We start from the raw sequence: 26,475 nt of genomic DNA on the forward strand, positions 1-26,475 counted from the left end.
CCATGAAGCAATAAAAAGACTAGTGGCTAGTGACTAGTCACTACACACTACTCTACAGGGCGGTGGGGCATCCCGTCCTTTTCGCGTCAGCGGGACGTAGTCCTTAAGCTCAGGAAATGTGTAAACTACCCGACCCTGACTGCTTCGCAGTACAGAGCAGGCTTTCGGTAGCCCTGCAGTTGGCAAGCCAACCACGAACCTCTAGGCTGGTTTACAGCAGCCCCCAAAAGCGCAATCACATTCGCACCATTCAAATCCGCATCCCCTTCCCATCCACAGTGCCCACACTTAAACTGCTTCCCACTGCGATAGGATTGCGCAGGGTCGGGATGAATGTGCAAACACCGGTGGCAGGTCTGCGACGTGTAGGCAGGCGGCACCAGAATCAGAGCAACCCCCGCACGCAGAGCCTTGTACTCCAAAAATTGACGGAGTTGATAAAACGCCCAACTATTTGCCCGCCTACGCTCTGTCTTGCTGCGTGGCTGTTGATTGACCCTTTCCCGAATCCCTGTCAAGTCTTCCAGAGCAAGAGCGCTATTTGTCGCCTTTGCCCTAGAGACAATAGCTTTGGAGATGCGATGATTGACCCACACTTGAAAGCGTCTCTCCTTGCCAGACAGCCGTTGCAACAGTTCTCTGCATCTGCGCCGCGAACTGCGTGTGCCCTTACTGGCTTTGCGTTGGAGTACCGCCCTCAACCGGGAGTAGTGGTCTCGGACTCTGTTCAACTGCTGTCCATTCCAGTTGTCCCCCTCTGACGTATGGGCAATATCTGTCCTTCCAAAGTCCACCCCGATCACCCTGTCGGTATCTTGTTGCTTGGGCGGGTTTTTCTCTACGCAAATCTGGATGTAGTAGGAGCCGTCCTTCCGCTGGACTAGGGTGGCCGATTTGGGGTTAGAACCAGCCAGCATCCCACGCTGGTAGTTGCCAATGGCCAGTTCAAAGCGTTCTCTCCCTTCCACCGTGGTCAGCGACACCGTCCAGTCTTTCTCGCGGAATGAAAAGATACGTGCGTCGTAGGTAGCGAACCTACGCTTGAACTCTTTAACCGGACGGTTGCGCTGTCTCGCCACTTTGCGAGCGCCGGCCACCCGTCTGCAGATCTGTTGGGCCAAGTTACTGGACAAGCCGAACCGGGCTCGAATCTCGTAGTAGCAAAGGGATTGCAGTTTGACCGCGTTGACGATCTTCTCCGGGGTGTTCTGGTTGACCCAGTTCAATGCCTGCACAAAGACATCCATCGTCGCGTCCAATTTGGCGGCTTGTGACGGGAACGCCTTGAGCTTACAGGATATGGTCAGGACTTGGCTCATAAGTTCATTGTACTTCATCAAAGCGCATTCCTCCCGGCACTGACCCTACGGGTACAGTGCGGGGCTCCTGCGATTTCTAGCTGAGAAGCCCGCGCTGTGTGCGTAGCAACCCTGCGGGAAGCTAGCTACAGCGTCGGGAGTATGTCACGCAGCCTGCGACTTCATGGGCTCCGAGCAGGCCAAAATGAACTGAATGAACTGGTCGATCTCCAGCAGAATGTGTTCCGCCTCGGCCAGAGAGGTCGGTACGGTTGCCAGCACCTGGGCATCTACTTCTGCAGCCTGCCCCGCTTCTCGCAAGAGGTTCATCGAGTTATGGCTGAGCAGGAGCTCCAGCTCGTTCAGGGTTACCATGGCCAGCTGCTCCTCGGCTTGATGGAGCTTATTTTGCAAAGTCTGAACTTGTTCGGTTTGCACCTTCAGCCTAGCTTCCGCCTGCTCAGCGCGAGATACAGCCAGTTGTGCAGCTTGCTGGGCCTCATCCCGCTGAGCTTTCAGGAAGGCCATCTCTTGCTCCAATTGTGCCAATCGCTCTTGCAGGCTGTAAATGTGCTGATCCCGGTCTCCCAAAGCTCGCTCCAGCTCGCGATTTCGAGCCTCCATCTGCTGACGAGCTTCGTTCGCTTGGGCTAGCTGTTCCGCCAAGTTTGCCATTTCCTCTTCCATGTTGGTGAGCCGACTCAAGCGTTCCAAAACCTGAGCATTTTCGGCTTCCAGTTTCTCAATCAGCGCTTGAGCGCCCAACAGTTCTGCTTTGGTGGAGTCCAGCTCGCCACAGACTTGATCGTAGTTGGCGATTAGCTCGCCAAGCCGGGCTTCTTTGGCTTGCAGTTCTTCTCGCAAGGAGTTCATCCAGCGGTCGCTCTGCTCAATCCGCTGTTGCAAGAGCGGCAGTTGAACCAGAGCTTGTTGGGCAGCACTGAAATAGCCAAGGAGTCGTTTGAAGTGGCGCTGTAGGCGGCTGTGGGACTGATCCAATTTGTCGAAGGCTTCGTTGAGAGAGAGATAGGCCTCGCACAGTTTCATGTAGCGCCGAGCCACAGAATCAGGATGATCCATAGGGTTATAGAGTCCAGGTGGGGGTGCCGTGTCTATTTTATGCTGTTCATTCTATTGGCCAAGCCTGGAGAAGGAGGCATTTGATACAACAACTGGGGGCTTAATTTTACTTTAATATCCGGTGCCCCAATCTCTCTTGCGAGCCAAGGCCAAAGATTCTGCCCCAATACAGCTTCAGACGTTACCCACAGGCTACACAGAGACTAAAGCGGCTCCTCAAAAGCAATTGAAATCTTGTCTTGACCACACAACCGGTTCATCTACATATTTAGTGTTCATGAGAAGATGCCCACGAGCTCTAGCGCTAGATGTGCTGCAAAAGCAGGGCTCTTCATGGCTCAGACCGGCTGGGCATTGGGGATCCCTAGCTTCTCCAAATAGGCGGCTGCCCGCAGCAGTTTGGCTTCTTGATAGGGGGCGGCCACCAGTTGTACGCCAAAGGGCAGGGATCCGCTCTCGCGCAACGGCACTGAAAGCACCGGCAGGCCGATAAACGAGAGGGGCTGAGTGTAGAGGCCGAGGTTGGGCCGAGTGAGAACCTCTACCCCATCGATCACCATCTTCTCTTGGCCGAGCAAGGGGGCAGAGCAGGGGGTGGTGGGGGCAATGAACAGATCGATCTCCTGAAAAATGGTCTGCACCTGCTGGCGATACCAGCGGCGAAAGCGCTGCGCCTGCAAGATCCAACTGGCAGGCAACAGGGCTCCGGCCAAAAAGCGATCCCGGGTGGCCGGGTCAAAGTCGTGGGGGCGAGTTCGCAGGTTGGGCAGGTGCAGGTTGGCTCCCTCGGCAGCCGTGATCAGGAAGGCGGCGGCACGGGCGCGCTGGGCTTCCGGGATCCGCACAGTCTGGCCGACCCCCAAGGCTTGGGCCACCTTTTCTACCCCGGCCAAGATGGGGGGCTCTGCCCCTCGGGCAAAGTAATCATCCGCCACCGCGATGCGCAAGCCCTCGATCCCCTGCCCCAACTGCCCAAAGGTGGGATCCACAGGACGCCGGGTACAGACGGGATCTTGGGGATCCGGCCCTTGCATGACATCGAAGCTGAGGGCAATATCGGCCACCGAACGGGCCAAGGGGCCCACGTGGTCAAAGCTGGCGGCAAACAGAGCCGCTCCTGCCCGCGACAGACGGCCATAGGTGGGCTTGAGGCCGTAGACGCCACACAAAGAGGCCGGTACCCGAATCGAGCCGTTGGTGTCGCTGCCCAGGGCGAGAGGCACCAAACCTCCTGCTACCGCTGCTGCCGAGCCGCCGGAGGATCCCCCCGCACTGCGGCTGAGATCGTGGGGGTTGTGGGTGGGGCCGTAGTGGCTGTTTTCGGTGACGAAGCCATAGGCATACTCGTCCATATTGAGGGTGCCCACCAAGATTGCCCCTGCCTGCTTGAGACGAGCCACCACCGTTGCATCTTGGATGGCCGGGGGATTCTCGCGGTTGATCGCCGAGCCAGCCAGGGTGGTGAGGCCGGCCACGTCAAATAAGTTCTTGACGGCAAAGGGCACCCCTGCCAACGGGCCTACAGGGATCCCTTGAGCCACCTGTCGATCCACCTGCTCCGCCGCTTGTAAGGCCGATTCCTCCAAGACAGCTGTAAAGGCATTGAGCTGGGGATCCCGCCGGCGAATCCGCTCCAGACAGGCGGCCACCACCGCTTGGGCGCTCACGGATCCCTGGCGGACAGCCCTGGCAATAGAGAACGCGTCAGCGCTGCCGAGAAGGTGGGGATCCCCGGTCATGGCTGAGGGTCAAAGGTGGGATCTGGCTCAACTATCGGCGGCAACGGGAACTCCAGCACCTGTTGAGCAATGGGCAGAAAGCGGGCAAAATTTTCGATCACCCCTGCTCGGTGTTGAGGATGCAGGGGCAGTTGCAGCAGTTGGGCCATTTGATCGACGTAGGTTTCGGGATCCCAGGGCTGCATGGTTTTGGGGTCAGGGAGCCGATTGCAGCAAAAATACCACCACTAGCCTCCAACAACAAGACCGTCGTCAACTAGGGAGCGGACATCTGCACAGCGTTGCCCTGCAGCGACCAGAAGCGCTCGTTGGGCAAGACAGGACGGGTTACCGCTTGCCGTTCCAGCTCCTCCAGAGCGACGCGACGGCTATGTGCAGAGCGATTGGAAGCAGCGCTGGCTTGCAGGCGTTTGCGGAATAGGCGCAACTGCTGCTGCTCCGCGGCGGGAGAGACATGCTGGGCAAAGAGGGGATGCAAGATTTTCTCCTCCTGATCAAACTGAGCCCGCAATTGCCGATAGAAGTGAAGGGCAGCAGAAGGATCCACCTGCTGCGGGGTGCGCTCTGATTGGTGCAAAAAGCGCGTCAGCTCTGGAATCTGATCCCGCAGATGTTGCTCCAGCCGCTCAGTTTGGGCGCTGAGGTGGGGATCCGCCTGGAGAGCCGACCTGAGCAGGGGGTAGAGAACATGGCGCTCCAGTTGAATGTGGCGGGAGAGGCGCTGCCGCAACCTTTGTACACAGAGGCGTCGCTGCTCCAGATCCAACTCCGGCGCTCGAGACAGGCGAGTCAAAAACTGCAGGATGACGCGGTGCTGTTCAGCACAAAGGGCAACCAGCGTACCGGCAGAGGTTGCTCGCGTCAGCGGGAGGGACTCCTCAGAAGACATGGCAGTTGACAGCAGAGAAGTTTCATCTCAGCTTAACTTTGTCAAGAAATGATGGCCTGCGTAAGGGTACGGGAATAGCGCAGGTGTCTTGGATACACTCGGGCAGCAATCCTGGGAAAAGTTGTCCAGATCTGAACTCCGGCAACGCCACTCTCTAGGCTTGCACAGGCCAGCGGCGTTTCCAAGCAGAAGTGGGCTCCAAAGGGGATCCCTGCTGTTCCCGTTGGCGTTGCAGACGGATTTGCGCTCTATCTCCTTTCAAGGTGGGATCCCGGTAGGGCACGGCAGCGCGAGTTTTCAGGTGCTCCCACTCCATGGGGGAAAGAGGCGGCAGGTGGTCAGGTTGGGGCGAGGCCACTGTCCCCGGCCAAGGACGACCTACCGGGGGGGTAGAGCCGATGAAAAGCCCTGCTTCCAACAGAGCCGCTCGCACCGCCGCTGCACAGGAATAGGTGGCCAAAATGCCGGTTGGTCGCATCCGTTCAGCCACGGCCCGCAGGAAATCCACCGTCCACAGCTCTGGGCAAACAGAAGGCGAGAAGGGATCCAAAAACACCGCATCTGCCCACCCCAGCGGCACCTGCAACACCGTTTGCCGGGCATCGCCCCACAGCAGCGTTCCGCGCCAGCGCTCCGATTGCCAGGATCCCTGTTCAATCCAGTGTTGCCATTCTTGCCCAAAGCTCCAGTCGGATCCCACCCCTGCCTGCCAAGCTTGCCGGGGTACTTCCGGGGATCGCTCCAGGCCGATTACCTCCACAAGACAATCGGGCCGGATTTGCCAAATGGTTTCTAGGGCAAGGCCGGAGTTGTAGCCCAGGCCAAAGCAAATATCCAAAAGGCAAATGGGCTGGGCGGGATCCCGTTCCAAAGGCAGCCGATCCAGCCGGCAAGGGCGGACAAACTTCTCCAAAGCCTCCTGGGCGGCACCACTGACGTTGTGAAAAGCCTGTCCAAACTCTTCCGAGAAAAAGGTCAGGGATCCATCCCCTGTGGTCAGCACCTGCCACCGAGTCTCCATCGCTTGCTGTTGTCTCTATTTTCAGTCGGGCGATTCTTTGATAGCTTGAGAACGTTGAGATGTGTTTCGCAGCTCACCGGCAGGGCTCTCAACATCCCTGGCCAGAAAAGGTGTTTCAACGGCTATGTCTTTACTGGATTGGTTTGCGGAACGGCGCAGACAAACCTCTCTAAACCTGACAGGTAGCAGCCCCTTCGACAAAGAGCGTCAGGTAAGAGAGATTGCCGACGGCCTCTGGCAAAAGTGTCCTGCCTGTGACACTCTGACCTACACCAAGGATCTGCAGCAAAACTGGCAAGTCTGCCCTAGCTGTGGGCATCACCATCGCATTACAGCTCCAGAGCGGCTGGAACAGCTTTTGGATCCCGGATCCTGGCAGCCCCTGGACGAACACCTGGCTCCCACGGATCCCCTACACTTTTTCGACCAAAAGCCCTACTCCGAGCGCCTGGCCTCTTATCAGGAGCGCACTCAGCTCAAGGATGCCATCGCCACAGGGCTGGGGAGTCTGGAAGGGATCCCGGTGGCGATTGGAGTGATGGACTTTCGCTTCATGGGCGGCAGCATGGGCTCGGTGGTGGGAGAGAAGATCGCCCGCCTCACGGAACGGGCCACCTGCGATCACCTGCCCTTGATCCTGTTTTCGGCTTCGGGGGGGGCCCGCATGCAGGAAGGGATCCTCAGCCTCATGCAGATGGCCAAAACCTCAGCCGCCCTACAAAGGCACCGCGACGCCGGACAATTGTTCATCTCCGTGCTCACCCATCCCACCTATGGCGGGGTAACTGCCAGCTTTGCCATGCTGGGAGATTTGATCCTGGCCGAGCCGGGCGCGCAGGTGGGGTTTGCCGGGCCGAATGTAATCGAGCAAACCATTGGCAAGGGCAAGCTGCCAGAAGGCTTCCAAACCGCCGAGTACCTGCTGGCCCAAGGGCTCATCGACGCGATTGTGCCCCGCACTGAGCTGCGCAAGCGGCTGGCCCAGTTGCTCTCTATGCACCGCCCCCGTTTGCATGTGTCCCTTCCCTCCATAGACTCGGAGGCTTTAACCCTGCAACCTATGCTGTAGGTAGATCCGCCTAAGATGCGGAATTTGTGGCCGAGGCCGGATCCCTTCCCTGCGGGGGATGGAGTTCCTGCTAAGCTCTGGGGCGGCTCTTACTTCATGGGTTTACACGGCTTCCCTCTGGCTTGTTGGGAGAGGAGCTGGGGGCGAGAGGGCAGATGTTTTTGGAGGGAGCCGCGCTGTCCCTGGGGATCTTCACAAGATTTCCTGGTGGGCGGTAGCGGATGGTGTTAAGGTGGGGCATGAGGTCTTCACTGGAAACGATGGATTTCAAGCTGCGCATCCGTACTGCTGAAACTCCGCAAGGGCAAAAACTGGCAATTGTGCCCCTGGAAGGTCGTTTTGACGCCAAGGCCGCCTCAGAAGTTCGGCAATTGCTCCAGCAGGTTTTAGATTTCGGTTACACCAATATGTTGATCGACATGTCATCGGTCACTTTTATGGACAGCTCTGGGCTGGGGGTGTTGATCTCTGCTTTGCGCAAGTGCCGTGCTGCCGGGGGCAACCTCAGCCTCTGTTGCGTGCCGGAAAATGTGGCCCTCGTCCTCAACCTCACCTCTATGGAAAAGGTATTGACCTGCTTTAGCGACCTGGAGACCGGCATCGCCAACTTTTCCAGCGCTCCCACGGCTCGTTAGGCCGACATTAGGCCTTACTTTTGGGGATCCCCCGATGCTCTTTTCAGCCCATCAGCGAATTCTGGTGATCCCTCTAGCAATTTTCTCAACAATCTTCAGCCATGCCCCAGACCGGCCTCGATACCTTTCAGCTTCTCTACCAGCACCACCGTGGCCCCAGCTTCTGCGAGCGCATGCTGGCAACAGCTCCTGGGCGCTTTAACGAGGCGTTTTGGCAGTTCTGGCAGATGCACATCGAGCCCTGTCTGCCTCCTGCACCGCGCTTGTTGGATCTGGGAACCGGGCCGGGGTTTGCTCTGGGTCAGTGGGCGCAACGCTATCCCGGAGGACACTTCATCGGGGTGGATGTGATGCCCTACATGTTGGAGCGAGCGGCGGCAGATTTGAAGGGGATCCCTGGAATCCAGCTGCTGCAGGCCGACCTGCACGACCCTCACTTGCCGCTTGCGGCCAACAGCATCGATGCAGCTCAGGCAGTGGTGGTGTTGCACGAGATGGTGCAGCCCTTGCGCTTGTTGCAGGAGGTGTTGCGTCTACTCAAGCCGGGGGGGCGATTTTTGCTGGTGGATTGGGTGCGCGCCCCGCTCAGCCTCTACTTCGATGCCGATACAGAGGCCCAACTCTTCCAGTCGGACACGCCTTTGGAAACGCTGCTGGATCAGTTTACCCACTTCTACGAGCACAATCGCTTCAGCGCCGAAGACCTGGTGTGGTTGCTGGAGAAGGTGGGTTTCGCAGTGGTGGCTCAGCAGCTCTACAACCAAAATCGCTTTGTGCGACTTGCAGCCGAAAAGCCTATCTCCTGAATGTCCAACTGCCCATAACGAGATGTTTTGGACTACGGAGTGCAGAATAGACCAATAAACAGAACAGTGTCCAAATCAATTCAGATTACTCTCGCTGTTTTCGTTCATGGCTGCAGGGATCCAATGGGCAGGCTGCGCCTGGGCAAACACCTGCACTTCAGTGCTCATCTTGCGCAGTTGGCGGGCTAACTTGATTGCCTTGTCGCGGGGAAGGGGTGGGCTCACCACCGCCGGCAGACAGCCCAATAGGGGTTTCAGGGCCGTTTTGGGCAGGCGTGCGTAGAACGATAAAGCCGAGAGGATCTCCTCTTCAAAATAGGGGTTGCGATACTCTAGGAGGCGCACCTGATACAGCTCTGGGGGCAGAGGGCGTCCTTGGGTCAGGCGAATCAGGGATCCCACCGTTCCCATCACATAGAGTTGATCGCCTTCTTTCAACGGGGTCTTGCCCTCTTTTTGCCAGATCTTGGGAAAAACACAGGGTTTCCCCGGTCGGGAGCGATGCAGCAAGATCACCAGGTCATAATCCTGGGCCAGTTGGTGCAAGGATAGCCCCAGGTAGTGGCAATCGGCCGAGACCTCCAGCAGCGTCACCAGCAGAGTTTCCCCCTGCCAAGCCAGGGTGCCGTAGACGGATCCCACCAGTGCTGCTGTGGCAAAAGCCCGTGCCCCCAACCCGGTAGCACTGTAGCTGATCCCCAGGGTCTGCATGTGGCGCTGCATGCGAGCCGCCAATTTGGGATCGGTAACCCGCAAAATGGTGCGGATCCCCGGTTGCAGGCTGTGGGCCGTCAGGGCCGTCTCCAGGTTGGTGAGATCGTCAGGGGTGGTGCAGATCAGGCAGCGGCTGCCTTGAATGCGAGCCTGCTGCAGCGTGCTTGCCAGGGCATAATCCCCACGAACCACCACCGCTCCCTCCCGTTCCGCTGCCTCCAAGAGAGGGTTCTCGCTATTGGGATCCACCACCACCACCTCGTAGCCCATCTGCCGCAACAACTGCAGCACCAAATAGCTCAGCCGCCCCAACCCTGCGATCACCACATGATCCTCTTTGGGCATACGGGCAGCCCGACCCAAGCCAAAGCGACTGCTCACCAATTTGTCGGTCACCAAGCCGTAAATCAACCCCACCAGGGCAGCCCCCACCAAGGTCATCATCACCGCCAGCACCTTCACCCCCAGCGGTGTTTCCGGCTGTTGAAAAGCCTCAATATCCCCGTAGCCCCCTGTCAGCACCACGATCGTCAGCAAAAGCCCATCGATGAGGGGTTTGCCGATCATCCTGAAGTTGATCACCCCCAGCACCAGCATGGCCCCCAAGGTGAAGGTGAGGGTGCGCACGATGGGCTTGACCTGTAGGAGTCCCTGCACTCCTCTGCGCAGCCAAGACCCAAGGGATCCCCGCCCCAACGACCTGCCTTGCCGTTGTTGTCGCTTGTCCTGCATCTGGCCGCTGGCCCAGCGCTGTGCCCGTGAGGAGCCCCGTCGCCCGTTGCGTTCCAACAGTTGCAGGTAGGCTCTGGGATCGCAAATGACCAAAACGCGATCCCCCTCCAGCAGCTCTGCCTCGTGGTCAAAGTCGTCGAAAACTCGCTGTTTGGAAAAGTCAGAAAGCCCATCCACCGGGTAATGAAACAGCACCCGCGCCCCAAAAGTTTCCTCCAGCTCCGAGAGGGGCATATGCAGCAGGCGGGAGTTGTATCCGATGGTCAGCTCTACCACGTTCCAGAGGGTGGTCTCTCGGTCTGAGACAAAGTAAGCCGGATCTGCCAGCTCTGGCGGAAGCGTGGCCGGCTGGGCTTCCAGCTGGGGCAGCTCAAAGTAGCCAACAAATTCGTCGGAAACAGCCTTAAGGGCAAAAGCCGGGGCAGCCAAAGCCGCCACCGATAGGGAAAAATGCTGCGGCAAAACCGAGTCGAGATAGCGGGCAAGGCTGTGGTTGAACAGACGGGAGACGACGCGCACCTGTGGGTTGAGATCTCGAATCAGCAAAGCCAGCTCAAAGTTGGCTTGGTCGCTGTCCTCCAGGAGCAGCGCCACCCTAATCCGCTCGATCCCAGCCCGCTGCAACACCCCCGGCTGGCGGGGATCCGCCTGTAGGTATTGCCACTGCTCTTCCAAATGAGGGGGCAGATCGGGAGCAACTACTACAGCGCGATGTCCAAAAGCTTCTAGGGCTTGGAGAGTGAGCTCCACCAAATCGTTGTAGCCGCAGACCAGGATAGAGACACCTGGATCCCTGCTATTCTCTTGCACCTGTGCATGAGGCGATCTCGAAAGGGAGCTCACCATAGCTCTGTCATCTACCCTGCTCCCTTTATACCCGAAGCCTCTTCAGCTTTCGCGAGTGCTGTCAATACCGCTGACCGCAAAGCCCTGGGTAGAGACCCGTTGCTCAACAAGACCGGCTGCGTTGCTGGCCATCTCAGGCGCTGTCGAGGACAAGGGGAAGCCACCCAGTTTCATCCCAAAGGGTGAGAAGTGAGAACAACTCCCAAGAGCTTGACCTGGTACTTGAGATCTCCTATCATTGCCTCAAGGCAAAGTTCTTGAATAAAAGTCTCAATAAGGTTGGCCCAAGATAAGAGCCAACAGAGTGAGGCTTGCGGGGACTGTCTTTGTCCTTTGGGCTTGGCTTTCCGGTGCTTTCTCAGAGAGAGCCTGGCCGGTGGAGCTGTGTCTCTTGAGATGTTTTTGAACTTAGGAGTTGGGTATGCGCTTATCGCGACGGCAATTTGTCAGTGGAGCCACGCTAGGTTCTGCGGCTCTGGCAGCAGGGTCTCTTCTGCGTCCGGCCCATGGCGCCAATCGGGAAGTGAACCTCTACACCTCGCGACACTACAGCACAGACGAGAAATTGTACGAACTTTTCCAGCAGAAAACGGGCATTACCGTGAATTGGGTGCAGGGCAAAGCCGATGAGATCATCGAGCGCATCCGCAGCGAGGGATCCAACAGCCCCGCCGACATCTTCATGACGGTGGATGTTGCCCGGTTGTGGCGCGCTCAGAACGAGGGCTGGTTTCAACCCATCCAGTCGGAGACGCTCTCCAAAAATATTCCCGAGTCTCTGCGGGATCCAGAGGGGTACTGGTTTGGCCTCACCAAGCGGGCGCGGGTGATCATGTACAACAAAGACAAGGTGGATCCCAAGGAGTTGTCCACCTATGAGGACTTGGCAAACCCCAAATGGCGGGGCAAGGTGCTCACCCGCTCCTCCAGCAACGTTTACAGCCAATCCTTGACGGCTTCGATCATCTTGGCCCACGGGATCCCGGAAACGGAGCAATGGGCCCGGGGCTTGGTGGCCAACTTTGCCCGTCCGCCGGAAGGGGGAGACATAGATCAGATCAAGGCCGTGGCCGCCGGGGTGGGAGACGTGGCTTTGGCCAACACCTACTATTTGCCGCGTTTGATCAAATCCGACAATCCAGAAGAGCGCGCCGTAGCCGAGAAAATCGGCGTCTTCTTCCCCAACCAGCAGGATCGTGGCACCCACGTCAACATCAGCGGGGCCGGCATTCTGAAAACAGCTCCCAACAAAGACGCGGCCATCCAATTTTTGGAGTTTCTCTCCGGGCCAGAGGCGCAGGCCATTTTTGCCCAGAGCAACAATGAGTACCCGGTACTGCCCGGGGCTGAGATCGACTCGTTGGTGGCCAGCTTTGGCACCTTTAAGGAAGATACGATCAACGCCGCCAGCATTGGCCGCGTCACCCCTGATGCCCTAAAGGTAATGGATCGGGCCGGTTGGAAGTAGATCAGGCCTCCAGGACAGGCCCTGAGTGCAGCCTTTCATTGCTTGACGCCGTGAACGTTAAGCAGCTCGACGGTTCTTGGCCAAGCGTCGATACTCTAGGACGGCGTTGCTTCCGTTCGAGGCCGCTCAGGCGTCCTGTCTTTCTTTTTCAAAAGCTTCTGGAGGTTTGCCAAATGAAACAACTGCGAACAGCAGGCTTGTTCTTGCTCCTGCTTTCTTTAACTTCTTTCTACACCAATAGCCCGGCAAAGGCAATTGAAAACCTTCCCGAAAAGGCTCCTGTTCCAAAGCGGGATCTGCTTTTGAACACAGAAAACAAAGAAGAAGTATTTGACATTATGTCGATCCCCAATTATCCCCACGACAAGCCCGAGGGGTTGGCCATTCTCAACTCAACTACCCTAGCGATAGTTAACGACGACGACTTTGGCATCGTCTTGGAAAAGGGCGCGGTTCAAGAAAAAACTATGCCTTACCTTGGTAACAAGCAAGACGAGAACATCGTTTATTTCGTTAAGCTGCCCAAGAGCTTGTTTTGAGAGAAAACTTGGTTGGGGAGCCCTGGAGGATCCCCTTTTCTTCCCCAGGAGTTGCTCAAGAGGTAGCTCCCGCCTGTTGAGATGGACAAAGAGATGAGGTTGAAGTTGTTGAGCAAATCTCTGCCGGGAAGTGGCTTCTTTCCTCTGAACGGCTGGGCGCTTCTGACTCTGACCCTCAGCGGTCTCATTCTCGTTCCTGTCCTTACGGTGTTGCTCAGCCTTTTTGCGGACGAGCGGCAGGTTTGGGAGCACCTGGCCGATACGGTCTTGGGGCTTTATGTGCGCAATAGCCTGGTGATGATGGCAGGGGTGGCGGCGGGGGTCATCCTGGTGGGCAGTGGCACTGCCTGGCTGGTGACCATGTGTCAGTTTTGGGGGCGGGCCTGGCTGGAGTGGATGTTGGTGCTGCCCCTGGCGGCCCCCACCTATGTGTTGGCCTACGCCTACACCGATTTTTTGCAGGTAACCGGCGGTTTCCAGATCTGGCTGCGGCGGGTAACAGGTTGGGGGATCGGCGACTACTGGTTCCCTAACATTCGCTCGTTGTGGGGGGCGATCCTGCTGCTGATCCTCACCCTCTATCCCTATGTTTACCTCTCGGCCCGGCTGGCCTTTCAGGAGCAATCGGTGGCCTGCTTAGAGGTAAGCCGCTCCTTGGGCTACGGGCCTTGGGCCAGCTTTTTCAAGGTGGCTTTGCCGCTGGCCCGACCGGGGATCGTGGCCGGCTGTCTGCTGGCCTTGATGGAAACCCTCAACGATTTCGGCACCGTCAGCTATTTCGGGGTAGATACCTTTACAACCGGCATCTACCGCACCTGGACGGCCCTGGGCAATCCGGTGGCGGCGGCTCAGCTTTCGGCGCTGCTGTTGCTGCTGGTGTTGCTGCTGATAACGATGGAGCAGGTCTCCCGCCGGCGGGCGCGCTACTATCGCCAAGGGTTCAAACCCACCCCAACCCGTTACCGCCTACAAGGGATCCGGGCGGTGGGGGCTTGGCTGGCCTGTGGGATCCCGATTGGGCTGGGCTTCGTCGTGCCGGCCTTGATTCTGCTCCACATGACCCTGCGGCAGGGGGAGTTGGGTCGCCGCTTTTGGAGCTACGCCCAGAACAGCTTTCTGCTATCCACCATCACGGCTGTCATTGCCGTTTCCGTGTCGGTGGTGGTGCTTTACGGGCTGCGCATGCAGGGGCTAGGACGGGCGGGATCCCCGTGGGGCCTGCGGCTGGCAGTGCAGTTGTCTTCTCTGGGCTATGCGCTGCCTGGGGTGGTGATTGCAGTGGGGGTTCTGATTCCCCTAGGGTGGTTGGATCAACTGCTGAGCTACCTGCGGCAGGTGGTGCTGCAACAGCCACCTGGCCTGGTGATCAGTGGCACCCTCACGGCTTTGGTGTTCGGCTACCTGGTGCGGTTTTTGGCCGTGGCTTTGGCCACCGTCGAGGCCACGCTGCTGCGCATTCCCCCCAGTTTGGATGAGGCAGCCCGCAGCCTGGGGCAGGGATCCCTGGGCACCCTGTGGCAGGTGCATTTGCCCTTGATGAGGGGTGGCCTCTTGGGGGCTATGTTGCTGGTATTTGTGGATGTGATGAAGGAGCTGCCGGCCACGATGGTGCTGCGGCCCTTCAACTTCGACACCTTGGCGGTGCAAACCTACCGCTTGGCAGCCGATGAGCGTCTCGCAGAGGCAGGGGCACCGGCTTTGGCCATTGTCTTAGTGGGGATTTTGCCGGTGATTCTGCTCAACTCCCAGATGGCGCGACAACGCAACCTCGGCTCCTCAGGGAATCCCCTCTGAGAAGTCTACAGGGCTTCTGCTCCGGCCACCACCTCCAGGATCTCCTGGGTAATAGCCGCCTGGCGAGCTTTGTTGTAGGCAAGACCCAGCGTGCGAATGAGCTCGCTGGCATTGTCGCTGGCGTTGTTCATGGCCGTCATGCGAGCTGCCAATTCGCTGGCCGCCGCCTCCTGCAAGGCCCGTAGCAACTGGTTGTTCAGGTACAGCGGCAGCAGTGCATCCAAAATCTGCACGGGATCCTGCTCAAAGATCATGTCCTGAGGTGGGGCCGAGACCGCTGCGATGACTTTGCTGCGCTCGACAGTAAACTCTCCGCCCCGCACCAAAAGACGAAAAATTTCATCGTCTTGAGTGGCCAACCGCGACGGATCGAGGGGCAACAGGGATTGCACCACCGGACGGGAGCTGATCAAAGAGACAAAGCGGGTATAGAGCAGCTCTACCTTGTCCACCTTCTCCGACAAGAAGGCCGAGAGGAGCTGATCCCCAATCTGGGCAGCCTCAGCCGCCGTGGGGATCTGCGACAAATTCACGTAGGTCTTGGCGATGGGAGCGGAGCGCCGCTGGAAATACTGCACCGCCTTGCGGCCCACCAGGTAAAGCTGCACCTGCTGCCCTGTCTCCTGCAGCTCGCGAACCCGCTCCTCGGTGCGCTTAATCACGTTGGCGTTGTAGGCTCCGCACAAGCCCCGATCCCCGGCCACCACCAACAGCCCCACCGTCTGGATGGGGCGCTGCTTCAGCAGAGGCAAGTTGACATCTTCCAGCCGCAGCCGAGTTTGCAGCCGATAGAAAACCTGGGCCAGTCGGTCGGCAAAGGGACGGGTGGCCATCACTTGCTCTTGGGCGCGCCGCACCCGAGCTGCTGCCACCAGCCGCATGGCCTCGGTAATTTTGCGGGTGTTTTTCACCGCCTTGATGCGATCGCGGATGCGCTTGAGGTTTGCCATAACCTACTCCCTCTATTTTGGTGGTCGACAGGGATCCGGGCCAGGAGAGATCCGCGTCACCCTAGGCCGCCTTGGCCACGAAGCTCTGCTTGAACTCTGTGATGGCCGTTTTCAAGATTTCTTCTGCCTCGTCGGTGAGTTGCTTGGTGGAGAGGACGATCTCGCCATACTTGGGATGGGTGGTGCCCAGGTAAGCCAAAAGGCCCTGTTTGAAGCTGGAGACCTTCTCCACCGGAATGTCATCCAAATAGCCTCGCGTCCCCGCATAGATAATGGCCACCTGCTGATCCAGAGACAGGGGAGAGTACTGTGGCTGCTTCAGCAACTCCTGCAGCCGTTGGCCGCGGGCCAGTTGCTTTTGGGTAGCTTCATCCAGGTCAGAGGCAAATTGGGCAAAGGCCTCCAGATCCCGAAATTGGGCCAGTTCCACCTTGATGGAGCCAGCCACCTTTTTCATCGCCTTGGTCTGAGCTGCCGAGCCGACGCGGCTGACGGAAATCCCGACGTTGATGGCCGGGCGGATGCCAGCGTTGAACAGATCCGATTCCAAGAAGATCTGCCCATCGGTGATGGAGATAACATTGGTGGGAATGTAGGCCGACACGTCATTGGCCTGGGTTTCCACGATTGGCAGCGCCGTCATGGATCCCTCTCCCAGTTGGCTGCTCAGCTTGGCGGCTCGCTCCAATAGCCGCGAGTGCAGGTAGAACACATCCCCAGGATAGGCTTCCCGACCGGGTGGACGGCGCAGCAGCAGCGACATTTGCCGATAAGCCACCGCCTGCTTGGAGAGGTCGTCATAGACCACCAGGGTGTGTTTGCCCTGGTACATGAAGTATTCAGCAATGGTGGCGCCACAGTAGGGGGCCAGCCACTGCAACGGGGCCGGGCTATCGGCGCCGGCAGCCACCACAATGCTGTAGTCCATAGCCCCTCGCTCGGTCAGGATGCCCACCACCTGGGCGATGGTGCTCTGCTTCTGACCAATGGCCACGTAAATGCAGATCACATCCTGCCCTTTTTGGTTCAGGATTGTGTCCACAGCAACGGTGGTCTTGCCGGTTTGGCGGTCGCCGATGATCAGTTCCCGCTGCCCCCGCCCGATGGGGATCAGGGCATCGATGGCGGTAATGCCGGTTTGCAGGGGCTCGTACACAGAGCGGCGATCGACAATGCCAGGTGCCGGAGATTCGATCAGGCGAGACTCCGTACACTGGATCGGGCCTTTGCCGTCGAGGGGGTTGCACAGGGGATCCACCACGCGGCCCAAGAGGGCTTCCCCCACCGGGATGCTGGCAATCTTGCCCGTGGATTTGACGGTGGATCCCTCTTGGATATTCCGCCCGGAGCCGATCAGCACGGCACCGATGTTGTCTTCTTCCAGGTTGAGGGCAATACCGGTGGTGCCATCCTCAAATTCCAGCAGCTCGCTGGCCATCACCTTATCCAAACCGTAGATGCGGGCAATGCCATCCCCCACCTGCAGAACTGTCCCCACATTGGAGACCTGCATCTCCTGGTTGTACTGCTCAATCTGCTGTTTGATGATGGTGCTAATCTCGTCTGGGCGAATGGTAGGCATAGCAGTCCTCTCAAGTAATGGGAAGGGATCCTCAAAAACCAACTTAGGCCAACTGCAAGGCCAGCCGGCGCAACTGTCCACGCAAGCTGAGGTCGATCACCTGGGATCCAATCTTGATGACCACCCCTCCCAGCAGCTCCGGATCCTGAGTGGCTTGCAACTCCACACCGCTGGCCTGGGTGAAGTCCATCACCCGCTCGCGAATTGACTGCTGCTGAGCTTCCGTCAAGGGTATCGCCGTCGTCACCTCGGCCAGGACGATGTTCTGGAGCTTCCGCTGCAGATCCAAAAAGCGCCGGCAAACAGTCCCGAGAAACATGATACGGCGGCGGTCGGTCAACAACTTCAGCGCATTCAGCAGCAGAGGGTGGATCTGATCGGCAAATACTTGCTGCAGCAGGTTCTTTTTGGCCTCGGCCTTGATCACCGGGTTGGCGAGAAACTGGCCCAGCTCCGGCGTAGCCCGCAAAACCTCGGCAATAAAGCGCATATCGGCGGCAAAAGTGTCCAGCAATCCCTGGCCTGACCCAAGAGCAATGAGAGCCTCGGCATAGGGATCCACCACCTTCTCGGCCATTGTGCTGCTGATCATACCTTTCTCCTCCTTGAGAGCTAGCGGGCAATCATTTGGATCCCTCTCTCGATCAAGCTGCGGTGAACCTCTTCGTTGAGGTGCTGCGGCAACTCCTGCTCCACCTTGCTCAAGGCTTGGCGAACGATCTGCCGACGCAACTCTTGAAGAATCCGCTCCTGCTCGCTGGACAACTCTTTCTCAGCATTGGCCCGCAGCCGCTCCACTTCCCGCTCCGCCTGCTCCAACAACTCTTGCCGACGGGCTTCGGCGTTGGCTTCCGCCTGCTTGCGGATACGTTCAGCCTCCTGCTGAGCCTGGGCCAGCTTTTGCTGCTCCTCCGCCAGCCTCTCGATGGCTTCCTGTTTGCGCTGCTCCGCTTGCCGCAGTTCTTCTAGGATCCCCTCCCGCCGCTTGGCCAGGGCTTCTCCCACCACTTTGCGACCCAAGATAAACAGCAAGGTGAGAATGATCGCGATGTTGATCAGGTTGCTCTCGAGAATCTTGGCCAAGAGATCCCCCTCTCCTGCCTTGGCTTCTGGGAGTAGCTCCGTGGTCTCGGCCACAGCCAAGATCCAACCGGCCACCCAACTCCACACAGGCATCGCAAGCTCCTCCAAAAGTACTTCCAACCAGCGATCTAACGAGCACTGCCCAACAGTTTCTGGGTAATCTGGGCGGCAATGGCATCCACCTGCTGCTGCAGCTGTTCGAGGGCTGCCTGCTTCTCTTGCTCGACCTGTAGCCGCGCCGCCTCCAGCTTCTGCTGGATCTCTGCCTGCACAGCAGCCAGTTTCTCGGAACGAATGCGAGCAGCTGCAGCCTCTGCCTCAGCGATCACCTGCTGGGCTTGCAAGCGGGCCTGGCTGATCTCAGACTCATACTGTCGGGTCAACGACACCGCCTTGTCCAACCGCTCTTGGGCTTCCGCTTGAGTGGTGCGGATGTAGTCGCTGCGGCTGTCGATAGCCCGCGTAACCGGCTCATAGAAGAGGGAGTTGAGCACTGCCACCAACAGCAAAAACTGAATGGCAATCAGGGGCAGGGTGGCATCCAGATCGAAAAGACCACCTTTTTCAGCCGCTTCAACAGCCAATAGAGTTTGGAAGAGCATGGGTGTTATGACCCCAACAGAAACTTAGGTCTACCGTCAGGCCGGGTTGGGGGGCGGATATGGCTCACCTCGGCCATCGCTGCGGCCCGCCCCCGTAGGACACTAGGCGAAGGGGTTGGCAAACAAGAGCACCAAAGCCACCACCAAGCCGTAGATGGTCAGAGCTTCCATGAAGGCCAGGCTAACCAGCAGGTTGCCGCGGATCTTGTCTTCCGCCTCCGGTTGGCGGGCCACCCCTTCCATCGCAGCAGCAGCGGCGTTCCCCTGTCCGATCCCAGGACCCAGGGATCCCAGACCAATGGCCAGAGCAGCAGCTAGAACAGAAGCAGCAGAGGTTAACGGATCCATAGTGAGATGCTCCTTGGTGATTGACACAACAACAACGTCTCTTGAGCTTCAGAGGTGATCGGGTCTGATACACTACAGCCTCAAATCACTCCCTTGTCGGCGGCTTTCAGAACCAATCTGTCAGCCCCAACAAACCTTACCAAAAGAAGGGATCCCTTGCGCTGACCCCCTTGAGATGATTTTCCCGAAAAGGGCCAAGGTGGATCGACCGAACAGCGGCCTCAATCACGGTGATCCCCTCCTCCATGACCTTCCAGCGCCTCTCCAATGTAAGCTGCCGAGAGGGTTGAGAAGATCAAAGCCTGAATTGCCCCCGTAAACAGAAACAAAATCATCACCGGCACTGGGATAAACAGAGGCACCAGCAACACCAACACCGCTATCACCAGCTCTTCTGCCAGGATGTTGCCGAACAGACGGAAACTCAGGGAGAGGGGCTTGGTGAAATCTTCCAAAACATTGATGGGCAGCAGAATCGGGGTAGGCTCAATGTATTTTTTGAAGTAAGACAGCCCCCGCTTGCTGATGCCGGCCACGAAATACATGATGCTGGTGAGCAGCGCCAACCCGGCAGTGGTGTTGATGTCGTTGGTGGGGGAGGCCAACTCCCCTTCCGGCAGGGGAATTAACTTCCAGGGGAAGAGGTTGCCCATCCAGTTGGAGACGAAGATGAACAGGAACAAGGTGCCGACATAGGGTACCCAGGGCCGGAAGTTTTTCTCGCCAATCTGGGCACGGGCAATGCTCTGCACAAATTCCAGGGCATACTCGACAAAGTTTTGCAGACCAGCCGGCTCCCGCTGCAGTTGACGGGTGCCCAAGATAACCACCGTCAAGATCAGGGCAATGGCGATCCAGCTGGCGATCAAAACCTGCCCGTGAACCGTGAATTTGCCCAGGTGCCAGTAAAGGTGATGGCCGACCTCGAGTTCTGCCAAAAGAGGAGGAGAGGAGAAGGACAGGTTCATGGGCATCACACAGAAGAAGATGAACGGGTCAAGGTCTGGACAAGATGAATGAGCAGGGTGACCTTGTAGGTCATGAACCCCAGGAAAATGGGCAATATCTGTAAAGACTTCACCTGAGTGGCTAAAACGATCAGCCCGACAAACAGAGCCAAACGCGTCACCCCCAAACGGTTGCGGCTTTTGCCCAGCTCCGCTACGCCGCGGCCCAGCATGCGCAGATAAACCACGCCAACAACCGCCCCCAGCAAGTAGTTGGCAGCTACCCCCAGAGAGTAAACCAGGGCCACTCCCACGGCAATGGCCAGACTTACCCCCAAGGTAACCAGCACCAGCCACAGCTGCAGCGCTTCATAGCTCCCGCTGCCAGCAACTGCTGCCCCCCTAGCTCCACCCTTCACCTTCCTCGCCAAATCGGGCTTCCCCAGGGCAAGGGGTGGCTCTGACGCAACTGGATCCCCTGTCTCTTCCTCCCGCTTCGGAGAAGGAGGTGCATTCTCCAAGGGAGGCAGTGGTCTGGGCTTCCACTGGGTCGCCTTCCAACGGGTAGAACTGTGAGAGAGGAGTCTGGAAGAACGGGCCATGGTTTCGAGGTCATGCCTCTCAAGGTTTGACCTTAACCCAAGATAACACGATTAAGTAACAATACTTAATGAGATTAAGTTGGGCCAAGGTCTGAAGGAGACTCCGCTGGTCGCTCAGACAGGCAGCTGGCCTTCCGAACGACAGGGATACTCCTCTGAGGAGCTAGCTAAGAATCTACCACTTTCGGGGATCGGTAGCGGCAAAATGGAAAACTTTCTGAAAGCTGTCTGGTGTAAAGTTTTGCTGGGGATGGTCAGCAGGCGTTAACATTCCGTAACTCTCTGTGTCCCGTCCTGGATCCCCCAGGTTTCATATACTAAGGGGCAGGAGTGGCAGAGGGTGAGGATGACTCCCCAGAGTTGGCTGGTGGATGCAATCTGGCTGGACTACCGCTTGGCAGTGGCGCTGACGGTGGTGATGCCATTGCTGCTGCTGATTTGGGCTTTTGCGGTGGGGTTGCGGCCCTTGATTCAGCTATTGATCGTTTATTGGCGGGTATCGAGCCTCTTGGCGGTGACGGTGTACCTGATGATTGGGGGCCTGCCCGTCAGCTTTCTCAGTGGAGCAATGGCGCGGCTGTTGATCTTGGTTTGTCTTTGGTTTTGGCGGGATTGGAGTGCTGCTCTCGAGCAGTCGAGAACCTGGGCGGCGCGAGCCTTTTTGCTCTGGCGGTGGGGCCTGACTGGTTATATGGGGGCCGGGATCCTCTTTTCGGGGGCCTTTGTGCCCTGTGCTTTCCGCACTTCTCTGCCAGAGGAGTGCCGGGCTTGGTTTGGGCCACCGCTGGGGTTTCGGGAGATCTTCCATCCCAATGTATCGCCGGAGCTGCTGGGGAGCGTGGGGGCCTGGGGGCTGGTGGCCTACTTGCTTTACAGCGTCTATTTCGTCTGGCGGCTGCGACCCGGAACTGATAAGGGGGAACTGGAAGCATGAGGGCCCTGCCTTGGCCCTTGGCCTTGGAGCGCTATAGCCAAGACCACCCGCAAGAGGTGCTGCGGGTGGAGGTGGAAAGCGAGGGAGAGTCTGATCTGGTGCTGATCTACCGCGGCTACAGCAGCTCCTTGCGCCGACCCACTCCCCCCGATCCCGAAGCGGCGGTGATCCCTCCCCAGGCCCGCTTTTTGCAGTTGGAGCGCTTGGCTGCCCCCTATCACCCCGATCGCTCACGGGTTCTGGCTGTCTATCGCAACTGGGGAGAGCTAACAGCATGGCTGGCCCAAGAAGGGATCCCAGTGACGGAGTAAGGGATCCCTGGATCTAGCGCCCCACAGGACTGGGTTGCCGCTGGAGGATGGTGTATTCTGCCGGCTGCAAAAGCGAGCGTCCTGTCATTTCGGGAGGTTGAGGCAGGCCCAAGATCTCCAGCAGGGTGGGGGCCACATCAGCCAAAGTGCCGTTGGAGCGCAACTTGACATCGCCGCCACAGCCGGGGATTTTGCGCCTTTCCCCCTCCACCAGAATGCAGGGAACGGGGTTGGTGGTGTGGGCCGTCCAGGGGTTGCCGTTCTCATCCCACATCAGCTCTGCATTGCCATGATCCCCCAGGATCAAAGTAGTGCCTCCCGCATCTACCACTGCCGCCAGCAGCCGGCCCAAACAGCGATCCACCGTCTCCAAAGCGCGGATGGTGGCTTCGTAGTTGCCGGTGTGGCCCACCATGTCGGGATTGGCATAGTTGAGCACCACCAGGCCGTATTCGCGGCGGGCGATGGCCTCTATCGCCTTGTCGGTCACTTCCACTGCCGACATCTCCGGCGCCTGGTCGTAGGTGGTCACCAGCGGGCTTTGCACCAGGATGCGATCTTCGCCGGGGAAGGGCTGCTCGATGCCGCCGTTGAAGAAGTAGGTGACATGGGCGTATTTTTCCGTCTCAGCAATGCGCAATTGCTTGAGGCCGGCCTCGCTCACCACTTGGCCCAGCAGGTGATCCAGGTTCTGGGGCTTGAACAGCACCTGCACCGGCAGCTCCGCCTCGTACTGAGTCATGGTGATGAAGGTGAGATCCGGCAGCAAGGGGCGCTGAAAGCCTGAGAAATCTGGGCAGACAAAGGCTTGGGTAAGTTGGCGGGCGCGATCTGGGCGGAAGTTGAAGAAAAGCACCGCATCTCCCGGCTGCACAGCCCCCGGAGCCAGGCGGGTGGGCGGGATGAACTCGTCTGTGAGATCCTGGGCATAGAAAGCTTCCATCACCTCGGCGGCGCTTTGTCCACAGCCAGGGCCGTCTTGGGTCATGATCTCGTAGGCTTTTTGGGTGCGCTCCCAACGGCGATCCCGATCCATGGCGTAGTAGCGTCCGCTCAGGGTGGCGATGACGCCATTGCCCAGCCATTGCAGCTCTTTTTCCAGGGCGGCCAGAACCCTGGCACCATCGCGGGGCAAGGTGTCGCGGCCATCGGTGATGGCGTGGACATAAGCCGGAATCTCAGCCTGGGCCGCCAGCTTGAGCAACCCATAGAGATGGTCGATGTGGGAGTGAACCCCCCCCTCGGAGCAAAGGCCAACGAAGTGAAAACGGCCCCCTCGCTCTCTGAGCTGGCGACAAACTTGCATCAACAAGGGATCCTGGAAAAGGGATCCTGTCTCTATCGCGTCGCTGATGCGCACCAATTCCTGCGGCACCACCCGCCCTGCCCCCAAGGTCAGGTGCCCGACTTCAGAGTTGCCCATCTGTCCTGCCGGCAGGCCCACGGCCCGACCCGAAGCTTGCAGCAGGGTGTGGGGATAGGCAGCCCAAAGGCTATCCAGGACAGGGGTTTCCGCAGCCAGCACCGCGTTGCCATCGAGAGCATCCCGATAACCCCAGCCATCCAGGATCACCAAAACCACAGGTGCTACCGATTGCGAATCCATGAAATGGCCTCTCGTTTTATTTAAGACATAATACCAGCCCAGGCAACACGATACCGGATCTTACATTTGCGCTCAAGATTTCAGTATTATCAATCTTCTTTTGAGAGGATAAGGAAGTGCCTGCACAGGCAGGATGGAGTCTTTAGAGCCAACTCCTATGGACAACTGTGCTGCGGTCAAGAGTATTTCTGCGGATGGAATTGCAGATGGGATCCTCAGGGGCTGGGCTGCAACCGTTTGCGCAGAGACTCCGAGCGCCGCTTAGCAATGGCATTTCGGGGATCCAACTTCAGGGCAGTTTCGTAAGCTTCCAGGCTTGGGCCATAGAGATTTTTCTTCTCATAGGCATGGGCCAGATTGTTCCAAGCAGTTACATAACCGGGATCCGCAGCCACGGCATCCTTGTAGTAACGGATGGCCAAGTCGTACTGCCCCTGGCTGAAGTAGGCAAAACCGAGGGCGTTGCAGACGGGGGGAATGTTCTCCCCGGCCACTTCTAGGGCTTTTTTAAGCTGGGCAACCGCCTGGTCGTAGAGGCCTTTTTGCAAATAGACGCTGCCCAACTCGTAGTGCTCCTGCGGGGATCCCTTGCCTTTGCTCAGGCGGGGCTGCAGCTCACGGATGACCTTTTCCTGGGCCCGTACCCGCAGCACCTCCCGCAGGACAAAGAAGCCCGCCACGCCGAGGATACCGGCCAGAGCCACCAAATACAGGAGGGGAACGTTAACGCCCATTTTGCTTGATCCACTTGCCTGTGACTGGCCTCGCTGGCGTCACGCCTGCAGGTGAGCCTCGATAAACCAAAGATCTTTGTCAATCTGGCGCGAGATCTCGGTGAACAGGTCTGCTGTGTCGGCATCCCCCAGTTCGGTGGTGCGGTCAATGTTGCGGCGGACGGAAGCTGCATATTGAGCGTAACGGGCTGCCAAAGCCTGCAGGTGATCCCGACCCTCTTCAGCGGCCAGATCGTACTCCGGCAAGGTGGAGGTTTGGGCAACGATGCGAGCGGTGCCGCGGGCAATGCCCCCCAAAGCCGTAACCCGTTCCGCCAGCATGTCCACGTAGTTTTCCAGGGTGCTGGCAAAAGTGTCGAACATCTCGTGCAAGGCGATGAAGTGCATGCCTTTAACGTTCCAGTGGGCCTGTTTCACCTGCGTCTTCAGATCCAACGTGTCTGCCAAGGACTGGTTGAGCAGCTCCACCAGTTGCGCGCGAGCCTCTGCCGGCAAGTCGATCCGGGTGGGGTAGAGACGGGTTTTCTCGGCGGTAACCATGGCCAACCTCCTAACTGTGTTTCCATTATCGGGGATCCGCTTCGGCTTCCCAACTGAGCCCATAGTAACACAAACTCAAAATGAGTATGAGTTAGGGGGCTACTTACCGATGCAGAAGCGGCTGAAAATCTGATCCAGCACCGATTCCGAGATCTCCTCGCCGGTGATCTGGCCAAGGGCATGTAGGGCGCCCCGCAGGTCGATGCTCCAAAAGTCCAGGGGGAGCTGAGCTTGGATGGCCTGCCCCACCTGTTCCAGGCTGGCTTGGGCTTGTCGGAGGGCAGCAGCCTGCCGCTGGTTCAGGCTTATCTCCAGATTGGGCTGGGGACGTCCCTGGGTGACCAACTGCTCCAGGGCTTCTTCCAGCTCCGGGATCCCTTTCCCTTGGGCGGCAACGGCGGGGACGCGGTGGGCAATTTCGGGGGGGAGGGGGATCCGCTCTGGCGGGGCGAGGTCGGTTTTGTTGATCACCAGGATGAGGGGGCGATGGCGGACAGACTCATAGATGGCAGCGTCGGCAGCCGTCCAGCCCGCTTGGGCGTCGATGACCAGCACCAGCACATCGGCAGCCTGGGCTAGGCGTTGGGAGCGCTCCACCCCCAGCCGTTCCACCGGATCTTCGGTGGCGCGGATGCCGGCAGTGTCCAGCAGTTGAACGGGGATCCCTTTCACCACCAGGTGGGATTCCACCACGTCGCGGGTGGTGCCGGGCAGATCGGTGACGATGGCCCGATCCTGTCCTGACCAAGCATTGAGCAGGCTGGACTTGCCCACATTGGGCCTCCCGACAATGGCCACCTTCACCCCGGTGCGCAGCAGTTGTCCCCGTTCTGCCGTGGCCAGCAGGGCTTGCATCTGGGCTTGAATAGCTTGGAGCCGGGCCTGCCAAGCGGCAACATCCAAGGGGGGCAGATCCTCTTCAAAGTCGAGGCGAGCCTCAATTTCTGCCAATAAACCCAGCAGCTCCTGGCGCAGGGCGCGAATGGATCCCCCTAACTTACCCTGCAAGCCTGCTAGGGCCATCCGGGCCGCCTGAGGGGAGCGGGCCGCCACCAGATCGGCCACACTCTCGGCCTGGGTGAGGTCAATGCGGCCATTCAGAAAAGCGCGCAGGCTAAACTCCCCCGGCTGAGCCAACCGCGCCCCCTGCCGCAGGCATTGTTGCAACGTGGCCTGAACCACCATGATGCCACCGTGGCAATGCAGCTCTGCCACATCTTCGCGGGTGTAAGAACGGGGGGCCTGCATCCAAACGGCCAGCGCTTCGTCTAGGATTTGGCCTTTCTCGTCGCGGATCCAGCCGTAGAGGAGCCGATGGCTCTCCCAGACTGCGTTGCGGCGGGCAGGGGTAAAGATGGCTTGGACAATGGGAAGGGCTCGTGACCCGGAAAGGCGCACAATCCCCACGCTGCCCTGTTCAGGCACCACCGCAGTGGCAATGGCAGCGATCGTATCGGCCAGGGGCGCAGTCGGATCCATCCCAAATAGAGCCCTGAGGGAGTTCGAGCAGCCGTTGGATTACAGCTCGGCATCCACTGGATTACAAATCGACATTCAAGTTAAAAAGCCACGCCCTCAGCCTGAGGGCAAGGTAGCCTGACAGTGG

27 protein-coding genes are annotated in these 26,475 nt (G+C 58.6%); 8 read left to right on the forward strand and 19 right to left on the reverse strand.

Translation table 11 applies throughout. The features are described 5' to 3' along the window. Positions 1-125 precede the first annotated feature (125 nt). The 6 genes from ACVWZU_RS06055 to ACVWZU_RS06080 all read right to left on the reverse strand — a co-directional run bounded on the left by ACVWZU_RS06055 (position 126) and on the right by ACVWZU_RS06080 (position 6,027). Positions 126-1,319 (reverse strand): RNA-guided endonuclease InsQ/TnpB family protein, encoded by a 1,194-nt coding sequence (locus tag ACVWZU_RS06055; RefSeq protein WP_457443919.1) that lies wholly within the window; start codon positions 1,317-1,319, stop codon positions 126-128. A gap of 144 nt (positions 1,320-1,463) precedes the next feature. Beyond that, positions 1,464-2,378: a hypothetical protein gene (locus tag ACVWZU_RS06060; protein ID WP_457443882.1), complete on the reverse strand. Its 915-nt coding sequence runs from the start codon at positions 2,376-2,378 to the stop codon at positions 1,464-1,466. 338 nt (positions 2,379-2,716) lie between these two features. Then, on the reverse strand, positions 2,717-4,117 hold the full coding sequence (locus ACVWZU_RS06065) for an AtzE family amidohydrolase (RefSeq protein WP_457443884.1): 1,401 nt from the start codon (positions 4,115-4,117) through the stop codon (positions 2,717-2,719). Beyond that, complete coding sequence (locus ACVWZU_RS06070) at positions 4,114-4,302, reverse strand: DUF4089 domain-containing protein (RefSeq protein WP_414427682.1); 189 nt, start codon at positions 4,300-4,302, stop codon at positions 4,114-4,116. The genes ACVWZU_RS06065 and ACVWZU_RS06070 overlap by 4 nt, the downstream gene beginning before the upstream one ends. Before the next feature lie 71 nt (positions 4,303-4,373). Beyond that, complete coding sequence (locus ACVWZU_RS06075; protein ID WP_457443886.1) at positions 4,374-5,006, reverse strand: hemerythrin domain-containing protein; 633 nt, start codon at positions 5,004-5,006, stop codon at positions 4,374-4,376. 154 nt (positions 5,007-5,160) lie between these two features. Next, complete coding sequence (locus ACVWZU_RS06080; RefSeq protein WP_457443888.1) at positions 5,161-6,027, reverse strand: tRNA (5-methylaminomethyl-2-thiouridine)(34)-methyltransferase MnmD; 867 nt, start codon at positions 6,025-6,027, stop codon at positions 5,161-5,163. A gap of 124 nt (positions 6,028-6,151) precedes the next feature. Between ACVWZU_RS06080 and accD the strand changes: the two genes are divergently transcribed. The 3 genes from accD (at position 6,152) to ACVWZU_RS06095 (ending at position 8,537) form a co-directional block, all read left to right on the forward strand. Further along, the gene (accD, locus tag ACVWZU_RS06085) at positions 6,152-7,096 is read left to right on the forward strand and encodes an acetyl-CoA carboxylase, carboxyltransferase subunit beta (RefSeq protein ID WP_457443890.1); all 945 of its coding nucleotides are present in this window, start codon (positions 6,152-6,154) and stop codon (positions 7,094-7,096) included. A gap of 239 nt (positions 7,097-7,335) precedes the next feature. Then, a complete protein-coding gene (locus ACVWZU_RS06090) occupies positions 7,336-7,731 on the forward strand; it encodes an STAS domain-containing protein (RefSeq protein WP_238376804.1) in 396 nt (131 codons plus the stop codon). Positions 7,732-7,832: 101 nt separating this feature from the next. Beyond that, positions 7,833-8,537: a class I SAM-dependent methyltransferase gene (locus ACVWZU_RS06095; protein ID WP_414407702.1), complete on the forward strand. Its 705-nt coding sequence runs from the start codon at positions 7,833-7,835 to the stop codon at positions 8,535-8,537. Between the two features lie 75 nt (positions 8,538-8,612). On the opposite strand, the gene ACVWZU_RS06100 is transcribed toward ACVWZU_RS06095, so the two are convergent. Next, positions 8,613-10,793 (reverse strand): NAD-binding protein, encoded by a 2,181-nt coding sequence (locus ACVWZU_RS06100; RefSeq protein WP_457443892.1) that lies wholly within the window; start codon positions 10,791-10,793, stop codon positions 8,613-8,615. A gap of 457 nt (positions 10,794-11,250) precedes the next feature. Between ACVWZU_RS06100 and ACVWZU_RS06105 the strand changes: the two genes are divergently transcribed. From ACVWZU_RS06105 to ACVWZU_RS06115, 3 genes are all read left to right on the forward strand, one after another. Next, the gene (locus ACVWZU_RS06105; protein ID WP_457443894.1) at positions 11,251-12,297 is read left to right on the forward strand and encodes a Fe(3+) ABC transporter substrate-binding protein; all 1,047 of its coding nucleotides are present in this window, start codon (positions 11,251-11,253) and stop codon (positions 12,295-12,297) included. A gap of 173 nt (positions 12,298-12,470) precedes the next feature. Then, entirely contained in the window at positions 12,471-12,836 is a 366-nt protein-coding gene (locus tag ACVWZU_RS06110) for a hypothetical protein (RefSeq protein ID WP_457443896.1), read from the forward strand. A 93-nt stretch (positions 12,837-12,929) separates the two neighbouring features. Beyond that, complete coding sequence (locus ACVWZU_RS06115) at positions 12,930-14,630, forward strand: ABC transporter permease (RefSeq protein WP_457443898.1); 1,701 nt, start codon at positions 12,930-12,932, stop codon at positions 14,628-14,630. Positions 14,631-14,635: 5 nt separating this feature from the next. Here ACVWZU_RS06115 and ACVWZU_RS06120 read toward each other — a convergent pair whose 3' ends face one another. From ACVWZU_RS06120 to ACVWZU_RS06155, 8 genes are all read right to left on the reverse strand, one after another. Beyond that, entirely contained in the window at positions 14,636-15,580 is a 945-nt protein-coding gene (locus ACVWZU_RS06120) for a F0F1 ATP synthase subunit gamma (protein WP_414330493.1), read from the reverse strand. A gap of 61 nt (positions 15,581-15,641) precedes the next feature. Continuing rightward, complete coding sequence (gene atpA / locus ACVWZU_RS06125) at positions 15,642-17,162, reverse strand: F0F1 ATP synthase subunit alpha (RefSeq protein ID WP_414357040.1); 1,521 nt, start codon at positions 17,160-17,162, stop codon at positions 15,642-15,644. Positions 17,163-17,205: 43 nt separating this feature from the next. Further along, positions 17,206-17,754: an ATP synthase F1 subunit delta gene (atpH, locus tag ACVWZU_RS06130; protein ID WP_011434219.1), complete on the reverse strand. Its 549-nt coding sequence runs from the start codon at positions 17,752-17,754 to the stop codon at positions 17,206-17,208. A gap of 20 nt (positions 17,755-17,774) precedes the next feature. Beyond that, entirely contained in the window at positions 17,775-18,338 is a 564-nt protein-coding gene (locus ACVWZU_RS06135) for a F0F1 ATP synthase subunit B (protein ID WP_414424088.1), read from the reverse strand. Positions 18,339-18,373: 35 nt separating this feature from the next. After that, positions 18,374-18,847, reverse strand: coding sequence for a F0F1 ATP synthase subunit B' (locus ACVWZU_RS06140; protein ID WP_414349846.1), 474 nt, complete (start codon positions 18,845-18,847; stop codon positions 18,374-18,376). A 102-nt stretch (positions 18,848-18,949) separates the two neighbouring features. Further along, positions 18,950-19,195, reverse strand: coding sequence for an ATP synthase F0 subunit C (atpE, locus tag ACVWZU_RS06145; RefSeq protein ID WP_235280127.1), 246 nt, complete (start codon positions 19,193-19,195; stop codon positions 18,950-18,952). 221 nt (positions 19,196-19,416) lie between these two features. Continuing rightward, a complete protein-coding gene (gene atpB / locus ACVWZU_RS06150) occupies positions 19,417-20,163 on the reverse strand; it encodes a F0F1 ATP synthase subunit A (protein ID WP_457443901.1) in 747 nt (248 codons plus the stop codon). A gap of 5 nt (positions 20,164-20,168) precedes the next feature. After that, positions 20,169-20,561 carry a hypothetical protein gene (locus tag ACVWZU_RS06155; RefSeq protein ID WP_011434224.1) on the reverse strand — a complete coding sequence of 131 codons (393 nt, stop codon included), beginning with the start codon at positions 20,559-20,561 and terminating at the stop codon, positions 20,169-20,171. A gap of 529 nt (positions 20,562-21,090) precedes the next feature. Between ACVWZU_RS06155 and ACVWZU_RS06160 the strand changes: the two genes are divergently transcribed. Together ACVWZU_RS06160 and ACVWZU_RS06165 are read left to right on the forward strand one after the other, a co-directional pair. Continuing rightward, positions 21,091-21,678, forward strand: coding sequence for a DUF3177 family protein (locus ACVWZU_RS06160; RefSeq protein ID WP_457443903.1), 588 nt, complete (start codon positions 21,091-21,093; stop codon positions 21,676-21,678). Continuing rightward, positions 21,675-21,989, forward strand: coding sequence for a DUF7734 family protein (locus ACVWZU_RS06165; protein ID WP_414330481.1), 315 nt, complete (start codon positions 21,675-21,677; stop codon positions 21,987-21,989). The genes ACVWZU_RS06160 and ACVWZU_RS06165 overlap by 4 nt, the downstream gene beginning before the upstream one ends. 13 nt (positions 21,990-22,002) lie before the next feature. On the opposite strand, the gene gpmI is transcribed toward ACVWZU_RS06165, so the two are convergent. The 4 genes from gpmI to mnmE all read right to left on the reverse strand — a co-directional run bounded on the left by gpmI (position 22,003) and on the right by mnmE (position 26,348). Continuing rightward, entirely contained in the window at positions 22,003-23,595 is a 1,593-nt protein-coding gene (gene gpmI / locus ACVWZU_RS06170) for a 2,3-bisphosphoglycerate-independent phosphoglycerate mutase (RefSeq protein WP_457443905.1), read from the reverse strand. A gap of 215 nt (positions 23,596-23,810) precedes the next feature. Next, positions 23,811-24,329, reverse strand: coding sequence for a tetratricopeptide repeat protein (locus tag ACVWZU_RS06175; protein ID WP_414522997.1), 519 nt, complete (start codon positions 24,327-24,329; stop codon positions 23,811-23,813). Between the two features lie 39 nt (positions 24,330-24,368). Further along, on the reverse strand, positions 24,369-24,869 hold the full coding sequence (dps, locus tag ACVWZU_RS06180; RefSeq protein WP_414330477.1) for a DNA starvation/stationary phase protection protein Dps: 501 nt from the start codon (positions 24,867-24,869) through the stop codon (positions 24,369-24,371). Between the two features lie 99 nt (positions 24,870-24,968). Continuing rightward, positions 24,969-26,348, reverse strand: a complete 1,380-nt coding sequence (mnmE, locus tag ACVWZU_RS06185; protein WP_457443907.1) for a tRNA uridine-5-carboxymethylaminomethyl(34) synthesis GTPase MnmE — start codon at positions 26,346-26,348, stop codon at positions 24,969-24,971. Between the last annotated feature and the right edge of the window lie 127 nt (positions 26,349-26,475).

This window comes from Thermostichus sp. MS-CIW-26 (assembly GCF_054059115.1).